Genomic DNA, 17,617 nt, shown 5'->3' with positions numbered 1-17,617 from the left:
CCAATCTATGACCCGTGAGAACACCCGGCGTTGAGTTCGCTCAATCTGCGCGGGAACGCCGACCCGCGCCGTCATTGAGCGCGCTCAAGCCGACTGTTGGCTGCACCGCACAGACTGGGGCTCCGCTGCACGCAGCGACATTGCCGGACCCCTCTGCCATGAACACTTCTTTCCTGAAACGTCGGTTGCCCGTGGGCGGCACCGTGGGCCGATTGATGCCCGGACGCGACCGTTGCCTGACGGCAGCGTGACCACCATGTTCAAGGTCCTGATCGCGGTTGACGGCTCCGGACACGCCAACCACGCCATCGAAGCGGTGGCCCGGCTCCCGCACGAGGCGGGTGCCCTGGAGGTGGTGCTGGTGAACGTGAGCAACCCGGTCTACTACGGCGAACTGCCGCCCTCGGTGCTGCAGGACGTCGAGCTGGCCCGTTGCACGCTGCAGGAGCGGCTGCTGGAAGAGGCCGCGCAACGGGCGCGGGCCCGGGGCCTCACGGTGGTGGGTGTGCACGGCACCAGCGGCCCGGTGGCCATGGAGATCGTCGGACTGGCGCGTCAAACCGGTGCCGACCAGATCGCCCTGGGCACACGCGGCATGGGGGCGGTGGGCAGCCTGTTCCTGGGCTCGGTGGCCCTGGGCGTGGTGCACCGCTCGCCTGTGCCGGTGCTGCTGGTCAAGTGAACCCGCCGTTTGAAAGGAACATCGTCGTGAGCCGGATCCTGGTGGTTTATCACTCCCGCAGCGGGCACACCGAATTTGTCGCCCGACAGATCGCAGCCCGCTGCCACGCCGATCTTGAGCACATCCAGGACAGCCGCAACCTCGAGGGGGTGCCAGGCTATCTGCGCTGCGCCCTGGAGGCCATCCTGGGGTGGCGCCCGCCCATCGAACGCGCACGCCACCGTCCCGGCGACTACGACCTGGTGATCGTGGGCACGCCCGTGTGGTTCTGGAGCGTGGCCAGCCCGGTGCGAACCTGGGTGCAGCGACACCACGCGGCCTTGAACAACGTGGCGCTGTTCTGCACCTGCGGCGGCTCCGGCCACGCCAAGGTGCTGGACGACCTGGAGCGCCTGTGCGGGCACCCGGCGCTGGCGCGGCTGGCGCTGACCGAGCGCGCGGTGCCGCAATGCCAGCGCGACCCGGCGCTGCGGCGCTTCCTGCTGGAACTCAAGCGGGTGCCGGCGGTGTCCGTCTCGCTGCCACCGATGCAGGACCAGGCGCCCGCCTGAGACCCCATGAAAGCCACGCTGCTGCTGGTTCTCGGTCTGTCCGTGGCGGGAGCCTTCGCCCAGCCGGTGGAGATCGAGCGCAACGTGCAGGCGTTCGGCTCATCGGTGCGGACCGACGCCACCGTGAAAGGCGACTTCTCGGCGGCGGGAGGGCGTGTGGTGGTGGATCACCCGGTCAACGACGACGCCCTGCTGCTGGGCGGCACGGTTGACGTGCGCGCCCCCGTCGGCGATGACCTGCGCGCGGCCGGTGGCGACATCTCGGTGGAGAGTTCGGTCGGCGGCGACCTGATGGCCGCGGGCGGGAATGTCAGGCTCACCGGCACCGCACAGGTGGGCGGGCGCGCCGAGCTCGCCGCAGGCGATGTGCGGGTGGATGGCCGGGTGAACGGTTCGCTCAAGGTGCGCGCGCGCCGGCTGGTGCTCAACGGGCCGGTGGGCGGCAGCGTGCAGGCCGACGTCGGGCAGCTCGAGCTCGGACCGCAGGCCCGTGTGGCGGGTGGGGTGCGCCACAGCGCTTCCACCCTCGCGCAGGACCCGGCCGCCGTGGTCTCCGGTCCGCTGCAGCGTGTCGAGAGCCTGTTTGATGAGGACACCCGCCGGGGCCGCAGCGGGCGGCACCCGATGCACGAAGACGGCTGGCCCGCCCTGTCGGGGTGGTGGCTGCTGGTGCCGCTGTCCATGGGTCTGCTCGGCGTGCTGGCCCTGGCCGGTGCGGTGCTGTTCGTGTTTTCCCGTTTTGCCGGCCAGGCCGCGCACCGCATCGAAACCGAGCCCTGGCGCGCGCTGGGCCTGGGCGCCGTGCTGCTGCTTGCGCTGCCGGTGCTGGCGCTGCTGCTCTTCTTCACCGTGCTGGGCATTCCGCTGGGGCTGCTCGTGCTGGCCCTGTACCCGCCGCTGCTGCTGCTGGGCTGGCTGATCGGGGCCTTGTTCGCCGCGCGCTGGCTGTCTTTGCATGTCTGGCCGTCCGAGGCCAAGGGCGCGGTCGTGCCTTACGGCTGGATGGCCGTGGCCGTGATCGCGCTGCTGGTGCTGGGTGCCATGCCCGTGGTGGGGCCGCTGCTGGTGACGGCCACCATGGCGGCCGGCCTGGGCGCCTGCGTGCTGGAGTGGCGCCGCCGACTGGCCAGCCGGCCCGAAGGCGCACCGTGAACGGCAGCCCAACAGCGCTGCGGGTCGCCACCATGGAAGGCCCGGGCAGTTGGCGCATTCACGCCCTGAACCTGGCCCTGCGCCTGACCCCGGGCAGCGCCCTGAACAACCCTGCCGACGTGGCGGCGCTGCGCGAGCGATACCAACGCCTGGATGCGCGCTTCCCGCTGCATCCCTCCGTGCACCGCGAGCCGGTGGACTGTGACGGCGTGCCTGCCCATTGGGTGAGCGTGCCGCAGAGTCTGCCCGGGCGCCACGTGTTCTATCTGCACGGTGGCTCGTTTGCCTTCCGGTTTCCCAATGCCCACACCGCGTTCGCCGCGCGCCTGTGCCGCCAGTTGCGCGCCCGTGCCCTGGTTCCCGACTACCGGCTCGCGCCCGAGCACCCCTTTCCGGCCGCGCCCGACGACTGCGAAAGTGCCTGGCGCTGGGCGCAGTCCCATGGTTGCCCGCCTGCCCAGACCGTCTTCGTGGGCGACTCGGCCGGCGCAACGCTGAGCCTGGTCACGCTCAACCGGGCCCTGCGCCACCGCGAGCCGTTGCCGGTCTGCGCGGTGCTGCTCTCCCCCGCGGTGGACTGCACCCTGACCAGCCCCGGCCTCACCAGTTACCACGGTTTCGATCCCGTGATCAGCCTGCCCCGTCTCATGGCCCTGAGGCAGGGCTATGTGCCCAACCCCGAGCTCTACCGCCATCCCGACGTCTCGCCCTACTTCGCCGACTTCACCGGTTTCCCGCCGCTCTTCATCCAGGCCGGCAGCACCGAAATGCTGCGCGACGAAGCGCTGCGCGTGGCCGACAAGGCCCACGCAGCCGGGGTGGAGGTGGACGTCGAGCTGTGGCCCCGCGTGCCCCATGCCTTCCAGCTCGCCGCCTTTTTGCCGGAGGCCGGGCGAGCGATCGACAGAATCACCGACTTCGTGGCGGCCAGGACAGGGTGGACCCGTTGAGCGGCGGCGTCCTCAGCAGACCACCAGATCCGTGTGCCCGAATCCCTTGCTGTAGTCCAGCACCGAGATGACGAGAGGCGTCACACGGAAGATGCGGACCTCGTCCGGCGTCGGCATCTTCAGGGGAAGCGCCTGTGCCTGGGCCTGCGGGTACTTCAGTGGCATCAGGCGCAAGACCTCTTCTGCTTCCGCCCGGTCGTGCACCGCCCGGGCGCGCGCCGCCATGGACAGCCCGGTGATCGCCATCAGCTCCGGTGTGTCGTGGTCGATGGTGAGCGAAAGCCGATTGTCCCGCGCCAGGTTCCTGGCCTTCTGGCTGTCCGGGCCGCAGAGGAAGTACAGGATGAGGTCCTTGTTCACGTAGCCCACGGTGGTGGCCTGGGGCCAGCCGTCCGGACGCAGTGTCGCCACCGTCATGATCCGGTGCTGCTCCAGCAACAGCAGGATTTTTTCCCGGGTCGTGATGTCCATGGCGGCCTTGCTCCCGGCGGGTTCAGTCGGCGGGCCAGCCCACGGTCCGGGCCAGCACGCCGCGCTGTGTGGGGCGCAGGCACAGGTCGGGTGTGAACTGTCCCATGTCAGCCACTGACCTTGAGTTCGTTGAACACCGTGGTGATGCCCGGTGCCGAGAACGCCGCGCCCTGCGCCGCATTGCGCTCGGCCCAGGAATGCACCTGGCCGCGCAGCGTGGCCGTGCTGCCACGGACCGTCACCTCGATGGCCCGGGCCTCGCGTTCGGCCTGGCGGCTCAGCGCCTGCTCGATGCGCTCGGTGATGTTCGACGGCGTGGAGGTGGTCTTGAGCGTGATGCTGTTGGTGACGCCGCGCACGCCGGTGATGGGCCGCACGGTTTGCTCGGCCACGCGGCGCTGGTAATCCCAGTTGACTTCGCCGCCGAGCGTGACCCAGCCCTGCTCGACCTTCAGCTGGATGCGGTCGGCCGGTATCAGCGTGTGCCACGAAAACGCGCCTTCGATGGCCTGTGCGATATCGGTGTCGCTGCGCACATGGCCGCGGGCCAGCTTCACGTCGATCTCTTCGGCGATCGCGCGCACGCCGGCCACGCGCCGCACGGCGCGCTCGGCCACGTACTTTTCGGCAAAAGTCTCCAGGTGGCCGGTGAGCGTGACCACGCCGTCCTTCACCGCCACGCCGATGTGGGCGGCGTCCACCGCCGGCTCCCACTCGAGTTCGGCTTCGACATCTTTCTTGAGTTGTGCATCGGTTTTCATGACAAGGATCTCCTCGGACCAGCCATTGTTGAGGCGCGGTTTTCCGGTGCATTGAGTCTGCGCAATGCGGCGGCCGATGTGGCCCTCCGGCGCTTCCTGGGTGTTGAGCGTGCTCAACACGCCCGGACACGCGAGCGATAGGCTGTGTCCGCTGGTGGGCCAGCCGCGGGGCCGTTCCACGGCCCCGCGGCCGGGGTGTGTGCAGGTTCACCAACATTGCCGAGGAGCCGCAACGACCATGACCGCTCGACAACTGCTGTTCCGCGTCGAAGCCCGCGCCCGCGTCCGCCGTGGGGTGGATGCCCTGGCCGAAGCCGTTCGGGTGACGCTGGGGCCCCGTGGGCGCACCGTCATCCTGGAGCGCGACTTCGGCGCGCCGCCAATCGTCAACTCGGGCGTCATCGTGGCGAAATCGGTCGAGCTGGAGGACGGCGCCGGCCTGAGCAGCGAGCTCGAAGCGGTGGAAGCCCTGCCGTTCGAAGCGGCCCTGCCGAACTTCTGAACGCATCGCTTGCCCTCGCGGGAAACCTTCATGCCCAGACGCAAACCACAGCCGTCGCGCCAGCACCTCCCCGTGCCCGGCTCCGGTGCGCCGGGCAGCGGCGCACCCGAAGCCACTTTGCGACCGCAGCGCACCAGTTCGAGCGACATGGAACGCGCCTTGCCGCACCCGGCCAGCTCGGAGGAGACCGGCGATCACGGTGCCCGTGACGAGCCGGGTGTGCCCGGTTTCCTGGAACCCGGAACACCCGAAGCCGGCAAACCATAGCCCTGACCGGGCATCGGGCTTCACACGACCCGGGGTTTGGTTGAGCCTGCTCAATCGGCTCGCGACGGGGCCCGCGCACATTGGCATTGCCGTTGTTTGTCCGGATAGAACCGGAACACAAAGGCCAGGTGAGGATTCCCCCTGAGGGGGGCGTTTTCATGGTGTGTTTCCCACACCATGGAGGGATGAAGGCAAGCTCAGACCGGCTGCACCCGAGAGGGCATCGCCGGGGACCTTCACCATGGCCCGCCCTCCGCAAGGAGGGCGGGCCATCTTTTTTCCGGAACCCCTCTGACGATCCAGCAGAAAGGTCAAACATGAAAACCGACGCACAACTCAAGAAGGACGTGGAAGCCGAACTCGAATGGGATCCCTCGATCAACGCGGCCGAGGTGGGCGTGGCGGTCAAGGACGGTGTGGTGACGCTCTCCGGCCACCTGGACAGCTTCGTGGAGAAATACGAGGTGGAGAAAGTGGTGCAGCGCGTGGCGGGCGTGCGCGCCGTGGCGGTGGAGATCGAGGTCAAGCTGACCGCCGGCAGCGCGCGCAGCGACTCCGAGATCGCCCATGCGGTGGAGACGGCGTTCGCCTGGCACAGCTCGGTGCCGGCCGAGCGCATTCAGGTGAAGGTCGAGAAGGGCTGGGTCACGCTCAGCGGTGAAGTGGACTGGGAATACCAGCGCGCGGCCGCCGCCAACCTGGTGCGCCCGCTGGTCGGTGTGGTGGGTGTCAACAACGGCATCGTGCTCAAACCCCGCACCACGCCGGACAACATCGGCAAGCGCATCCGCGACGCCCTCACCCGCCAGGCCGAGCGCGAGGCCAAGGGCATCGAGGTGCATGTCAACGGCTCCACCGCGGTGCTGCGGGGATCGGTGCATTCGCTGGCCGAGCGGGTGGCTGCCCAGGGCGCGGCCTGGTCGGCGCCGGGCATCACGCGGGTCGACAACGAACTTCGCATCAGCCCCTGAAAGGGGTCTGATGCTGCCCCCATCGTTGCGTGTCCCTGCATTGCGTTGACTCAATGGCGAAGGGGCGTCACCGGCGCAACATGGCTCCCGCGCCCGCGTTGCGCCGGGTGCACGAGGCCCTGTCAGGCAGGCCTCATTCACTGTTCTCAAGGAGCATCACGATGAACGAACTTCGCACCATTGACCCGTTCGCCCTCGACCCCTTCGACGACACCTTCCGTTCGCTCATGCGCCCATGGCGCTTCGAGATGCCGGAAGCCGCGCCGCGCATCAAGATCGATCTCTCCGAGCAGAACGGCAGCTACGCCGTCAAGGCCGAGATTCCCGGCGTGAAAAAGGACGACATCGATGTGCGCGTCGACGGCAACGTGGTCACCATCAGCGCCGAGGTGAAGACGGAAAAGGAAGAAAAGGACAACGGTGGTCGCATGCTGCGCCAGGAACGCCAGGAGGGCTACGCCAGCCGCAGCTTCACCCTGGCCTGTCCGGTGGATGAAGCCAAGGTGCAGGCCAGCTACCAGGACGGCATCCTGGCGTTGACCCTGCCCAAGAAGGCCGACACCTCCAGCAAACGCATTGCGGTCCAGTGAGGCCATGAACACGCTCACAGCACCCTGGCGGCAGGGCGTGCAACACGCCTGGGCTTCGCTGGCAGAAGGTTGGCGTGACCTGCGTCGGCGCGCTGGCGGGGCGCTCACGCGTTTCCGCCACGACGCTGCGCCGGACCGCGAGGCCGGCGCAACCTGGGGGCTGGTGTCGGCCGACCTGCGGGTGGAGGACGACCGCATCATCGTGCGCATGGAGCTGCCCGGCATGAACCGCGAAGACCTGCAAATCGACATCGACGGTGAGCTGCTCAGTGTGTCGGGCGAAAAGCACATCGAGCAAGAGAGTGGCGACGGTGGATACCGCCTGCTGCAGTGCGCCTACGGCAGCTTCCGGCGCGATGTGCGCCTGCCGCACGCGGTCGACGCGCAAGGCACCCAGGCCCGCTACCGCAACGGCGTGTTGCGCATCGACATGCCGCGTGTGGACCGCGACCGCGGCCGGCGCATCCCCGTGCACGGCGCCTGAGTGGGTGGGACCCGGAGACCGGCGCGAACGCGCCGGGATCCTGCGGGAGACGTCCGCTGCGCCACCCACATCGGGCCACATGGTTCGCGCGAAAGGCGGGCCTGGGGCCACCCGCCGCCGGCAGAGGTTGCAGCGCGTCGGCGCATCCGGGATCTGCTGAACCACCTCGAACGGTTGCAATCAGCCTGTGGCGTCCCAGCGCGCCTGTGAGAGGGCGTTCACGAACGGGCCCAGCGCGTCGGGCGGCAGCGCGTCGATGCCGGCAGCAGCGGCCCGACCGCTGCCACCAAAGGCCTGGCACAAGCGGTGAGCGCCCAGGGGCGATGCGCGCGGCGCACGCACGCTGACCCGGTAGTGGCCGTCGGGTCGCTCGGTGAGCACGGCCTGGGCCTGTTCAGGGTGCACCGCCGCCAGTGCATTGGCCAGGAAGCCCGAGACGCGGCGGCTCCAGGCGGCCGAAGGCAGCACCACCACACGGGCCTGCGCACTCTGCCAGTGGGGCTGGATCCCCATCGCCAGGCGGAAGTCGCGCCGCCGGCAGGCCTCGATGTCGTGGATCACCGGCTCGTCGCGCAGCAGGGTCCACGGCGAGGTGTGGCGCGCCAGTCGCTCGTACAACGCGGCCGGGGTGATGCACACGTCCGCGACGTCTTCGCCGTAGGCGTTGTAGTTGATGGCCAGGCCCAGGCGGCGCAGCAGCGCACGCTGCAGCGGGCCGAGCCCCGAGGCCACGCCCAGGCGGTCGGCCACGGCGGTGAGCTCGTCGCCGTAGGCGCCCACCAGGGCCCAGGCGCGGAAGCGCCCCCCCAGGTACCGGTCCACCAGCAGGCTGGTGCACACCTCGTGGCTGAAATCGAGGTGGGCGTCGAGCCGGTCGTGCACCGGCACCTCGGCACTCCAGTGGTGATCGAACCAGCGCACCCGCGCGCCGGCGTCGAGCAGCCGGTCCAGCGCAGGGCGGTTGCGCTGCACCGACAGGTCGCACACCAGCACTTCGCTGGCCGCCACGCAGGGCACCTGCTGCAGCAGGGCGATGTCGCGCTTGAGCCCGGTGATCAGTCGCGCAGCCGACGGGTCGTGAAGGCGCCACTGCCGCACCGCGCACAGGCCGTCGGCGTCGCCGTTGCACACGTCGAAACGGGCCGCAGCCTCAACCTGGGTGCCGTGCTGATGAGTGGGCATGAAACTCTCCCGCAGCGTGACAGCAAGGAGCTCACTCTACGGAGCCACCAGGCCAGTCGCTTGAGCGTGCTCAATGCAGGCGCAAGCGCCCGTGCAACGGCGTTCAGTGCGCCATCAGGACGGGGAGCGTCATCGTTGTCAGGACCGTGCGCGTGGCGCCCCCGAGCACCCACTCGCGCGCGCGCCCATGGCCATAACAGCCCATCACGAGCAGGTCCGCCCCGACGTCCGTCGCCATCGACAACAGGCGGTTGCCCACCTCTGCGTCTTCAGGACCGCCTGCGTGCATGGTGAGGCCCACACCATGCACCTTCAAACAGGCTCGCAGCGAATTCAAGGGCGCTTGCACGTCCTCTCCGAAGCACACCGCATGCACGCTGTCCGAGCGTTGCAGCCAGGGCAGCGCGGCCGACAGGGCTCGCGCCGCTTCCCGGGTTTCCTTCCACGCCACCAGCACGGTTCGACCCACGGGACCGATCACGCCGGTGCGCGGCAGGACCAGGGCCGGCCGCCCGCTCTCCAGCAACAGGCTGGACACAAAATCTGCGGGCAATTCGCCGCCTGCAGGGTCGTCCGGATCGTGCTGACCCAGGATCACCAGGTCGGCATACAGCGCCTGCCGCGCGAAGCCCCAGGGGCCGTCGGCCAGCGGCTCCAACCAATGCAGTCGACCATCGCTGCCAGCGAGCTCGACGAAGGTGGTGTGCATCTTCTCGCGACAGTCCTGGTCCATCTCCTTCAGGATCGCGACGGCAGCGGCAGCGCCCTCCATGGCAAACGGGTAGCGCACCAGCGCGGTCAGCACGCAGGGTTGACCAAACACCTCGGCGCCGAAGTCGCTGGCCAGCTGGCGCGCGAGCTTGATGCGCTCGGGCGTGCGGGCAGAACTGTCGAGGTGCAGCAGGATGGATCCGGGGGTCTGCATGGTCATTCCCTTGCAAGTGAAAACGCACTCGACACAACTTACGCCCGCTCCCGACGTCCCGCGTTGCGCGGGATCAATGCGGCACCCAACGGCCTGGGGCGTGCCAGGGCGCAACGGTTCAAACAAGAAGGCGATTGAGCAGCCTCAATCGGTGTGGCTGGCGTGCTGCCTAGCATCACCTTTCGGTTGCGCGGTCCCGGACCGGGCAGACCGAACATCTCGCCAAACCACCATTGGAGTCACACCATGAACACCTTCCAGAGCGGCCTTCTGGCCCTTCTCATTGCATGCGGCGGTGGCGCCGCGATGGCCCAGCCTGCTGTCTACGATCCCGGCAAGCTGGAGTTTTCAGAGAACTGCGCCAGTTGCCATGGCATCGACGGCAAGGGCAACGGACCGCTGGGCGAATTGCTGCGCAAGAGCCCGCCCGACCTGACGCAGCTGGCGAAGAAGAATCAGGGCGTGCTGCCGGTCAACCGCCTGTACGCCGTGATCGAGGGCGCAGGCATCGCCAGCCATGGGTCGCGCGACATGCCGGTGTGGGGCCGCGAGTACCAGCTCGACAATGCCCAGCAGATGCGTGAGGCGCGAGGACACTACGATTCGGCCGGTCTGGTGCGCGCGCGCATCCTGGTCCTGCTCGAATACATCAGCCGCATTCAAGCGCCTTGAAGGCGCCGAGGCCCTGGTGCCGGGCACCGGACGGCAGCCCTGCCGCCACCGGCGGGCCTTGACCCTCGCCTTCAGCCGCACCGCGAACCAGACAGGCCCGATGGGCCTGTCTGGTTTTTTGACGGAACGGGTTCGAGCCCGGCAGACCCTGTCCGGGCACCGGTGGTTCGACGCGCGGCTTTCAGACCACGGCAAGGATCCGATGGCGGGCCTGGCTCGGGTCAACCTTCTTGCGGCGGGACTTCGGCCACTGACCCCGACCGCTGCCTGGCGAAACCAACCGGCATCCACGACACCCGGGGCAGGTCAGGTGGAGATCCGCCCCGGCGAAGGACCATGTCTCACCAAAGGCCGCCGACAGCCGACGACAAGGCACGGCCGAGGCCAATGTTCACGGTCTCAGTACGCGCCCATGTAGTCGCGTTTGCCGATGGGCATGCCGTTGTGGCGCAGGATCGCGTAGGCGGTGCCAACGTGAAAGAAGAACTGAGGCAATCCATAGTTGGCCAGATAGGCTTGGCCGCTCAGCTTCTTTTCCTTGGGCGTCCCTGGACGGAGGACGATCTCGCTGCCCTCCTTGCCTTCAAACTGCGCCGGGTTCAGGCTGTCCAGAAAAGCCAATGTCTCCGTCAGCAGTGCATCAAGATCCGCAAAGGTCGTCTGGCTGCCTTCGATGCTTGGAATGTCCACACCTGCGAGCCGGGCGGCAATGCCGCGCGAGAAGTCAGCCGCAATTTGTACCTGCTTGATCAGTGGAAACATGTCCGGGAACAGGCGCGCCTGCAGGAAGGCGTCGGGTTCGATGGCTTTCGCTGACGCATGCTCGGCGGTCTGCGCAAGGATGCTCTGCAATGCGGTCAGCATTTGCTTCAAGACCGGAACAGAGTGGCTATACATGGGACTGGTCATTTGGATCCGGGTCGGTGTGGGGTTGGGGCCGAACGCGCAAACCGCACGGCGCCTGGATGGTTCAGGCGGACGTCGTCTTTACGGCATTCAGATGGCTTGGGTGACTGCACCGCACTGTACCCCGTGTGCAGAAAGGCCAACGGCAGGCGTTCGGCCCCGATTCGCCTTGCCGACGCAGGGAAAACCACGAGGGAAGTGCGGCCTCGAGATTTGTATGATGACCTTATAACCAGACACATCCGGATCAACGCCCCACCATGAGCGACGTCCTTCAAGCGCCCGAACGTCTCACCGACAAACTCGCCGGCTTGCTCTTGCAGCGCATCGAATCGGGCGAGCTGGCGCCCGACGAACGCCTGCCCACCGAACAGCGCCTGTCGGAGCTGTTCGGGGTGTCGCGCACGGTGGTGCGCGAGGCTGTAAGCCGGCTCAAGTCCATCGGCCTGCTCACCTCGCGTCAGGGCTCCGGCGTCTTCGTGGCGCCCCGCCACCAGGCCCGCGCGCTGGCCTTCGACCCCATGGTGGTCACCTCGATGGAAAGCGTGCTTCAGGTGGTGGAGGTCCGCCGCGGGCTCGAAGCCGACGTGGCCGCACTCGCCGCGCAGCGCATGACCCCGGAAAAGGCGCGGACCATTTCCCAGGCGCTGGCCCAGCTGGAGGCCTGTCCGCCCCAGGGCGCACAAGGGGTGGAGGCCGACCTCGCGTTTCACCGCAGCATCGCGCGCGCCACCGACAACCCGCACTACGAGCGTCTGCTGGGCTTCCTGGAGCAGTACCAACGCGAGGCCATGAGCGTGACGCGCACCAATGAAGCGCTCGACAACGGCTACATGGTGGAGGTGCGCGAGGAACACCGCGCCATCGCTGCTGCCGTGATGAGCGCAGACGCCGCGGCCGCACGCGAGGCAGCCATGTGCCACATGAACAACGCGGCCCACCGCCTGCACCATGTTGCGCCCCCCATCCGCCGCGCCCTGGGGGCGCTGCTTTCCCCCACCTCACCCGGATCCTCCACATGAACAACGATTCCCCTCACACACTCGGCGTCGTCGGCCTGGGCTCCATGGGCATGGGTGCTGCGCTCTCGGCCTTGCGTCAGGGCGTGACCACCTGGGGCTGCGATCCACGGGCCGAAGCCCGCGCTGCCTTCGAGCAGGCGGGTGGTCGCGCGACTGCCGGCGTGGCCGAACTGGCCCGCCACTGCGATGTGGTGCTGGTGCTGGTGGTCAACGCCCAGCAAACGGAGGACGTGTTGTTCGGCGCAGAGGGTCTGGCATCCAGCTTGAAGCGCGGCAGCGTGGTGGTGTGCTCGGCCACCGTCGACCCTGCCCTGCCCCCTGTGTGGGAGCAGCGACTGGCCACCAGTGGCCTGTGGCTGATCGACGGCCCGGTGTCCGGCGGAGCGAAGAAGGCCGCGGCGGGGCAGATGACGGTGATGGCTTCGGGCCAACCCGAGGCCTTCGCCGCAGCCGGCCGTGTGCTCGAAGCCTTTGCCGGCAAGGTCTACCACCTGGGCGACCGGGCTGGCATCGGATCCACCGTGAAAATGGTCAACCAGCACCTGGCCGGTGTTCACATTGCCACCGCATGCGAGGCGATGGCCCTGGGCATGCGCGCCGGCGCCGAGCCGCGCCAGCTCTACGAGGTGATCTGCAATTCTGCCGGCATGAGCTGGATGTTCGAGAACCGCGTTCCCCACATCCTGGATGGCGACTACACGCCTTTGTCGGCGGTGAACATCTTCATCAAGGATCTCGGCATCGTGCTCGACGCTGCACGCCAGCTCAAGTTTCCCTTGCCCCTGGCCGCCGCGGCGCACCAGCTGTACCTGGCCACCGCCGCCATGGGGCTGGGCGCTGAAGACGACTCGGCGGTGGTGAAGTTTTATGCACAACTGGCCGGCATCGAGCTGCCCTCCGCCACACCAGCAGCACAGGCCCCAGCATGATCCTCGGCGTCATTGCAGACGACTTCACCGGCGCCACCGACGTGGCCAGCATGCTGGTGCGCGCGGGCATGCACACGGTGCAGGTGCTGGGCGTGCCCGAAAGCGGCCTGCCGCAGGCCGATGCGGTGGTGATCGCGCTCAAGACGCGCACCTCAGCCCCGGGCGACGCCGTGGCGCAAAGCCTGAGGGCGCTGGCCTCCTTGCGAGCAGCGGGTGCGCGGCAGATCTACTTCAAGTACTGCTCCACCTTCGACTCCACGGCGCAGGGAAACATCGGCCCGGTGACCGATGCGCTCATGGCTGCGCTTGGCACCGACTTCACGATCGCCTGCCCCGCATTTCCAGAGAACGGCCGTACGGTGTTCCGCGGCCACCTGTTCGTGGGCGATGTGCTGTTGAGCGATTCGGGCATGCGCCACCACCCGCTCACGCCCATGACCGATTCGAACCTGGTGCGTGTGCTGCAAGCGCAGACAAGCCACCCGGTGGGCCTGCTGCGCCACGACACGATCGATGGCGGCGCGACCATCACGCAGGCCCGCATGGCGCAACTGCGCGCTGAAGGCTTGAAGATCGCCGTGGCCGACGCTTTGAGCAACGAGCATCTGATGACGCTGGCAGAAGCTTGCGCCGAGTTGCCCCTGCTCACCGCCGGATCGGGCGTGGCCCTGGGCCTGCCGTCCGCCTATGCCCGGCGAGGTTGGTTCACCCCGAACGCAAACGCTTGCGATCTGGACACGCTGCAAGGCCCCGCCGCTGTGGTGTCGGGCTCTTGTTCCGAAGCCACCAATGCGCAGGTCGCGCAGTGGCTGGCCGCCGGCCGCATGGCTCTGCAGGTCGATCCGCTGGCGCTGCACTCCGGCCAGCAAACCGCTGACACGGTGCTGGCTCAGGCGACGCAGGCACTGGCCCAAGGCCCCGTTCTTGTCTACGCAACCGCCACGCCCATGAGCGTGCGCGCCGTGCAGCAGGCGATCGGCGTGCAGGCCGCCGGCGAGCAGGTGGAACACGCGCTGGCCCACATCGCACAGGGCCTGGTGCAAGCCGGCGTGCGCCGATTGGTGGTGGCCGGTGGAGAAACGTCGGGTGCGGTGGTGCAGGCCCTGGGTGTGCAGCAACTGCGCATCGGCGCGGCCATCTGCCCGGGTGTTCCCTGGACACAGTCCACCCTGGCTGGCAGTGGAGAGGCCGTGCAGCTGGCCCTCAAGTCGGGCAACTTCGGCGGCGCGGATTTCTTCGCGCAAGCGCTCGAGCGAGCGGTAGTGGCGCTGTGAGCCTGCACGCAAACGCCGCCCAGAACGCCGTGCGGGCCGAGATCGTGCGGGTGGGTGCGAGTCTGTTCCAGCGGGGTCTGGTGCACTCCACCGCTGGCAACATCAGCGTGCGACTCTCGCTGGAACAGGGCGGCGGTTTTCTCATCACCCCCACCGACGCCTGCCTCGGGTTTCTTGACCCTGCACAACTGGCCTGGGTGGGCGAAGACGGGAGCGCACTGGGCGGCGCCCGAGCCAGCAAGACGCTCGCCCTGCACCGTCGCATCTATGCCGGCGCACCCTCTGCCCGTTGCGTGCTGCACACGCATTCCACCCACCTCGTCGCGCTCACACTGCAAGGTGTCTGGCGCAGCGACGACATCCTGCCGCCGCTCACGCCTTACCAGGTGATGAAGGTGGGCCATGTGCCGTTGGTGCCCTACCGGGCGCCGGGCGATGCGGGCGTGGCCGACGACGTGGCTGCCCTCATTGCCAGCGCCCGGCACCCCTTGCGCGCGGTGATGCTGGAACGCCTCGGCCCCACCGTGTGGCACGACAGCCTGGCTAGCGCCATGGCTCTGCTCGAAGAGCTGGAAGAAACCGCACGCGTGTGGCTCCTGACCGATGGCCGCGCTGCACCCCTGCAGGACTCGCAGATAGAGGACCTGCGCACGCGCTTCGATGCACCCTGGTAACCGACCCACCGCCTCCAACATGCCCCGATTTGCCGCCAATCTTTCGATGATGTACACCGAGGTACCGTTCCTTGATCGCTTTGCCGCCGCTGCACGCGATGGCTTCGATGCAGTGGAGTACCTCTTTCCATACGACCACTCACCGCACGACATCGCCTCGTGCCTGAAGGACAACGGCCTCACACAAGCCCTGTTCAACTTGCCACCCGGGGACTGGGCCGCCGGTGAGCGCGGCATGGCCTGCCACCCCGGTCGAGAGGCCGAGTTTGCTGCTGCACTGGAGCAGGCCCTGCCCTACATCGAAGCCACCCGTTGCCGGCGGGTGCATGCGATGGCGGGCCTGGTGCCGGCCGGCAGCGAAGCCTCTGCGTGCCGGAACGCGTATGTGAACAACCTGCGCCAGGCCGGCGCACGCCTGGCACCGCTGGGCGTGAACCTGCTGATCGAACCGATCAACAGCCGCGACATGCCGGGCTATTTCCTGAACCTGCAACAGCAAGCCCACGACGTGCTGGCCGAGGTGGGCGCGCCCAACCTCAAGGTACAGATGGACTTCTACCACTGCCAGATCATGGAAGGGGACCTCAGCAAGCGCTTGCAGAAGCACTTTGCCGGCGTGGGCCACATCCAGATCGCGGGTGTGCCCGACCGCCACGAGCCCGACCTGGGCGAAGTGAACTTTTCCCACCTGCTCGACCTGCTGGACACCCTCGGCTACAGCGGGTTCGTGGGCTGCGAATACCGCCCCAAGGCGGGCACCAGCGAAGGCCTCGACTGGCTGCGCAGCTACAAGGCAGCCCGGAAAACACAACCATGAACATCCTCATCACCGGCGGTGCCGGCTTCCTCGGCGACCGACTTGCCCGCACCCTGCTGAAGCAAGGCACGCTGCGCCATCGGCCCATCGAACAACTGATGCTGGCCGACCTGGTGGCCCCGCGCGACGCCACCCTGCTGGCCGACCCGCGGGTGCGACACACCACGGGTGACTTGCTGGCGCAGATTCCTGCACTCATGACGCAGCGTTGGGACGCGGTGTTCCACCTTGCGTCCGCCGTGTCTGGCGAATGCGAAGCCAACTTTGACCTGGGTCTGCACGCCAACCTTGACACCACGCGCAGCCTGCTCGACGCCTGCCGCGCGCAAACGCTGGCGGGTCATCCACCGACCTTGTTCTTTTTCTCGAGCTCGGTCGCGGTGTTTGGCGGCGACGCCGACGTGCCCCTGCCGGCCGTGGTGCGCGACGACACCTTGCCCACGCCGCAGTCGAGCTATGGCATCCACAAGTTCGTGTGTGAGCAGCTGGTGGCCGACTACACCCGCAAGGGCTTCATCGATGGCCGCGCCGCACGCCTCATGACTGTCTCGGTGCGTCCGGGACGCCCCAACGGCGCAGCCTCGGGCTTTCTCTCCGGCCTTTTTCGCGAACCACTGGCCGGTCTACCCAGCGCGTGCCCGGTGGACCTGGAGACACGCGTGGCGCTGTCGTCGCCTGCGAACACCGTCGCCGGGATCGTGGCCGTGGCCGAAGCCAGCCGCGAGGCCTTCGGCGGCCGCACGGCGCTCAACCTGCCGGCGCTCACCGTGAGCGTGCGCGAGATGCTGGCCGCGTTCGAGTCTCTGGCGGGACCCGAGGTGATGACCCTGATCACGCACAAGCCCGACGCCACGGTGGCCGGCATTGTTTCGGCCTGGCCCTCGCACTTCGAGAGTGCCCGCGCCCCGCGCCTGGGGCTCAGCGCCGACGCCAGCTTCACCGACGTGCTGCGGCAGTACGCGCACGATCAGCCCGACGCGGTGAGCCACCCCCAGGCCCGCAAGCGGCTGGGCCTGACGACTTCCAGCTTGAATTCTGTTTAATACTTCTTCATGAAACCCCTTGAAGTTCGTCCAACTTCTGGGGGTCAGTTCAAATACGGGGCGGTTCATTCCTCGTACGCTTGGCTCAGCTGGGCACCCGTGAGATCGTTCATGCGACCCGGGTGATCATGCCGGGCCTTCCAGATCCATTGCCCGCCTATGAGCAGTTCTTCGGCGCGTCAGTGGTGAAGGGAAAATCGCCCAGCATCACGTTCTCTGCCGCCAACGCCGCGCTGCCCTTCCTGACCGCCAACGACTCGATTTGGCAGGTCTTCGCGTGCGACCTGCGCCGCCGCTTGGCCGAGCTGGAAGAAACCGCCACTGTAAGCGAGCGGGTGCGGGCCTTGCTGCTGGAGTCGCTACCCGGCGGCCAAGCTTCAATGAACGCCATGGTCGGTAGGCTGGCAATGAGCAAGCGCACCCTGCAGCGCCGGCTTGGCAACGAAGGGTTGACGTTCCAGTCGCTGGTCAACCAGACGCGCGAAGAATTGGCGCGCCACTACCTGTCGCAAACCAAACTTTCAAACAGCGAGATCTCGTTTCTGCTCGGAATCGAAAATTCGAACTCGTTTTTCAGAGCTTTTCACGACTGGACAGGCACCACGCCGGAGGCCTTGCGGCTGGCCGCGGCGCACTCGGCGACCTCGGGGGGGAAATCGGCGTTCCTTGATAGTTGACAATATAGAAAAACTAAACCTATCGCTGAGTATTCCTGCATTGTCTCGGCAGTTGAGGCGGTCTAGGGATGGTGTTCAAAACCGGCGCAGCGAAGCCTGCTGAGCGCATGAATTT

General features: G+C 67.7%; 22 protein-coding genes. 17 read left to right on the top strand and 5 right to left on the bottom strand.

The features are described 5' to 3' along the window. Nucleotides 1-256 precede the first annotated feature (256 nt). The 4 genes from QUV35_RS15890 to QUV35_RS15875 are packed head-to-tail and all read left to right on the top strand — an operon-like array spanning nucleotide 257 to nucleotide 3,335. The gene (locus tag QUV35_RS15890; protein WP_300876226.1) at nucleotides 257-682 is read left to right on the top strand and encodes a universal stress protein; all 426 of its coding nucleotides are present in this window, start codon (nucleotides 257-259) and stop codon (nucleotides 680-682) included. Between the two features lie 26 nt (nucleotides 683-708). Beyond that, nucleotides 709-1,233, top strand: coding sequence for a flavodoxin (locus QUV35_RS15885; protein WP_300876223.1), 525 nt, complete (start codon nucleotides 709-711; stop codon nucleotides 1,231-1,233). A 6-nt stretch (nucleotides 1,234-1,239) separates the two neighbouring features. Further along, entirely contained in the window at nucleotides 1,240-2,385 is a 1,146-nt protein-coding gene (locus QUV35_RS15880) for a polymer-forming cytoskeletal protein (protein ID WP_300876220.1), read from the top strand. Beyond that, nucleotides 2,382-3,335: an alpha/beta hydrolase gene (locus QUV35_RS15875; RefSeq protein WP_300876217.1), complete on the top strand. Its 954-nt coding sequence runs from the start codon at nucleotides 2,382-2,384 to the stop codon at nucleotides 3,333-3,335. The genes QUV35_RS15880 and QUV35_RS15875 overlap by 4 nt, the downstream gene beginning before the upstream one ends. A 12-nt stretch (nucleotides 3,336-3,347) precedes the next feature. On the opposite strand, the gene QUV35_RS15870 is transcribed toward QUV35_RS15875, so the two are convergent. Next, the gene (locus tag QUV35_RS15870) at nucleotides 3,348-3,806 is read right to left on the bottom strand and encodes a pyridoxamine 5'-phosphate oxidase family protein (RefSeq protein ID WP_300876215.1); all 459 of its coding nucleotides are present in this window, start codon (nucleotides 3,804-3,806) and stop codon (nucleotides 3,348-3,350) included. 107 nt (nucleotides 3,807-3,913) lie between these two features. After that, a complete protein-coding gene (locus QUV35_RS15865; RefSeq protein WP_300876212.1) occupies nucleotides 3,914-4,567 on the bottom strand; it encodes a BON domain-containing protein in 654 nt (217 codons plus the stop codon). A 238-nt stretch (nucleotides 4,568-4,805) separates the two neighbouring features. Between QUV35_RS15865 and QUV35_RS15860 the strand changes: the two genes are divergently transcribed. The 5 genes from QUV35_RS15860 (at nucleotide 4,806) to QUV35_RS15840 (ending at nucleotide 7,381) form a co-directional block, all read left to right on the top strand. Further along, nucleotides 4,806-5,069, top strand: a complete 264-nt coding sequence (locus QUV35_RS15860; RefSeq protein WP_300876209.1) for a hypothetical protein — start codon at nucleotides 4,806-4,808, stop codon at nucleotides 5,067-5,069. A 30-nt stretch (nucleotides 5,070-5,099) separates the two neighbouring features. Continuing rightward, the gene (locus QUV35_RS15855; RefSeq protein WP_300876206.1) at nucleotides 5,100-5,336 is read left to right on the top strand and encodes a hypothetical protein; all 237 of its coding nucleotides are present in this window, start codon (nucleotides 5,100-5,102) and stop codon (nucleotides 5,334-5,336) included. Between the two features lie 317 nt (nucleotides 5,337-5,653). Next, the gene (locus tag QUV35_RS15850; protein ID WP_300876204.1) at nucleotides 5,654-6,307 is read left to right on the top strand and encodes a BON domain-containing protein; all 654 of its coding nucleotides are present in this window, start codon (nucleotides 5,654-5,656) and stop codon (nucleotides 6,305-6,307) included. Nucleotides 6,308-6,468: 161 nt separating this feature from the next. Next, nucleotides 6,469-6,897 (top strand): Hsp20/alpha crystallin family protein, encoded by a 429-nt coding sequence (locus QUV35_RS15845; protein ID WP_300876201.1) that lies wholly within the window; start codon nucleotides 6,469-6,471, stop codon nucleotides 6,895-6,897. 4 nt (nucleotides 6,898-6,901) lie between these two features. After that, a complete protein-coding gene (locus QUV35_RS15840; RefSeq protein ID WP_300876198.1) occupies nucleotides 6,902-7,381 on the top strand; it encodes an Hsp20/alpha crystallin family protein in 480 nt (159 codons plus the stop codon). Between the two features lie 180 nt (nucleotides 7,382-7,561). On the opposite strand, the gene QUV35_RS15835 is transcribed toward QUV35_RS15840, so the two are convergent. Next, a complete protein-coding gene (locus QUV35_RS15835; RefSeq protein WP_300876195.1) occupies nucleotides 7,562-8,563 on the bottom strand; it encodes a hypothetical protein in 1,002 nt (333 codons plus the stop codon). A 103-nt stretch (nucleotides 8,564-8,666) separates the two neighbouring features. Then, nucleotides 8,667-9,488, bottom strand: coding sequence for a universal stress protein (locus QUV35_RS15830; RefSeq protein WP_300876193.1), 822 nt, complete (start codon nucleotides 9,486-9,488; stop codon nucleotides 8,667-8,669). A 246-nt stretch (nucleotides 9,489-9,734) separates the two neighbouring features. On the opposite strand from QUV35_RS15830, the gene QUV35_RS15825 reads away from it, so the two are divergent. Then, complete coding sequence (locus QUV35_RS15825; RefSeq protein ID WP_300876190.1) at nucleotides 9,735-10,160, top strand: c-type cytochrome; 426 nt, start codon at nucleotides 9,735-9,737, stop codon at nucleotides 10,158-10,160. Nucleotides 10,161-10,559: 399 nt separating this feature from the next. Here the strand turns inward: QUV35_RS15825 and QUV35_RS15820 are convergent, their stop codons facing one another. Then, nucleotides 10,560-11,069 carry a DUF1993 family protein gene (locus QUV35_RS15820; RefSeq protein ID WP_300876187.1) on the bottom strand — a complete coding sequence of 170 codons (510 nt, stop codon included), beginning with the start codon at nucleotides 11,067-11,069 and terminating at the stop codon, nucleotides 10,560-10,562. 257 nt (nucleotides 11,070-11,326) lie between these two features. On the opposite strand from QUV35_RS15820, the gene QUV35_RS15815 reads away from it, so the two are divergent. The 7 genes from QUV35_RS15815 to QUV35_RS15785 all read left to right on the top strand — a co-directional run bounded on the left by QUV35_RS15815 (nucleotide 11,327) and on the right by QUV35_RS15785 (nucleotide 17,502). Beyond that, a complete protein-coding gene (locus tag QUV35_RS15815; protein ID WP_300876184.1) occupies nucleotides 11,327-12,088 on the top strand; it encodes a FadR/GntR family transcriptional regulator in 762 nt (253 codons plus the stop codon). Continuing rightward, the gene (ltnD, locus tag QUV35_RS15810; protein ID WP_300876182.1) at nucleotides 12,085-13,017 is read left to right on the top strand and encodes an L-threonate dehydrogenase; all 933 of its coding nucleotides are present in this window, start codon (nucleotides 12,085-12,087) and stop codon (nucleotides 13,015-13,017) included. Before QUV35_RS15815 ends, ltnD begins: the two co-directional genes overlap by 4 nt. After that, nucleotides 13,014-14,291: a 3-oxo-tetronate kinase gene (gene otnK, locus QUV35_RS15805; RefSeq protein WP_300876180.1), complete on the top strand. Its 1,278-nt coding sequence runs from the start codon at nucleotides 13,014-13,016 to the stop codon at nucleotides 14,289-14,291. Before ltnD ends, otnK begins: the two co-directional genes overlap by 4 nt. Next, nucleotides 14,288-14,965 carry an aldolase gene (locus QUV35_RS15800; protein ID WP_300876177.1) on the top strand — a complete coding sequence of 226 codons (678 nt, stop codon included), beginning with the start codon at nucleotides 14,288-14,290 and terminating at the stop codon, nucleotides 14,963-14,965. The genes otnK and QUV35_RS15800 overlap by 4 nt, the downstream gene beginning before the upstream one ends. Nucleotides 14,966-14,984: 19 nt before the next feature. After that, the gene (otnI, locus tag QUV35_RS15795) at nucleotides 14,985-15,782 is read left to right on the top strand and encodes a 2-oxo-tetronate isomerase (RefSeq protein WP_300876174.1); all 798 of its coding nucleotides are present in this window, start codon (nucleotides 14,985-14,987) and stop codon (nucleotides 15,780-15,782) included. Then, nucleotides 15,779-16,825: a D-erythronate dehydrogenase gene (denD, locus tag QUV35_RS15790; RefSeq protein ID WP_300876172.1), complete on the top strand. Its 1,047-nt coding sequence runs from the start codon at nucleotides 15,779-15,781 to the stop codon at nucleotides 16,823-16,825. The genes otnI and denD overlap by 4 nt, the downstream gene beginning before the upstream one ends. Before the next feature lie 80 nt (nucleotides 16,826-16,905). Next, nucleotides 16,906-17,502: an AraC family transcriptional regulator gene (locus tag QUV35_RS15785; protein WP_300876170.1), complete on the top strand. Its 597-nt coding sequence runs from the start codon at nucleotides 16,906-16,908 to the stop codon at nucleotides 17,500-17,502. Nucleotides 17,503-17,617: the final 115 nt, after the last annotated feature.

Origin of the sequence: Hydrogenophaga sp. (assembly GCF_030373225.1) — a bacterium.
Lineage (GTDB): Bacteria > Pseudomonadota > Gammaproteobacteria > Burkholderiales > Burkholderiaceae_C > Hydrogenophaga.
The sequence above is the reverse complement of the archived record's forward strand: the minus strand, read 5'-3'. Positions and strand labels throughout refer to the sequence as shown.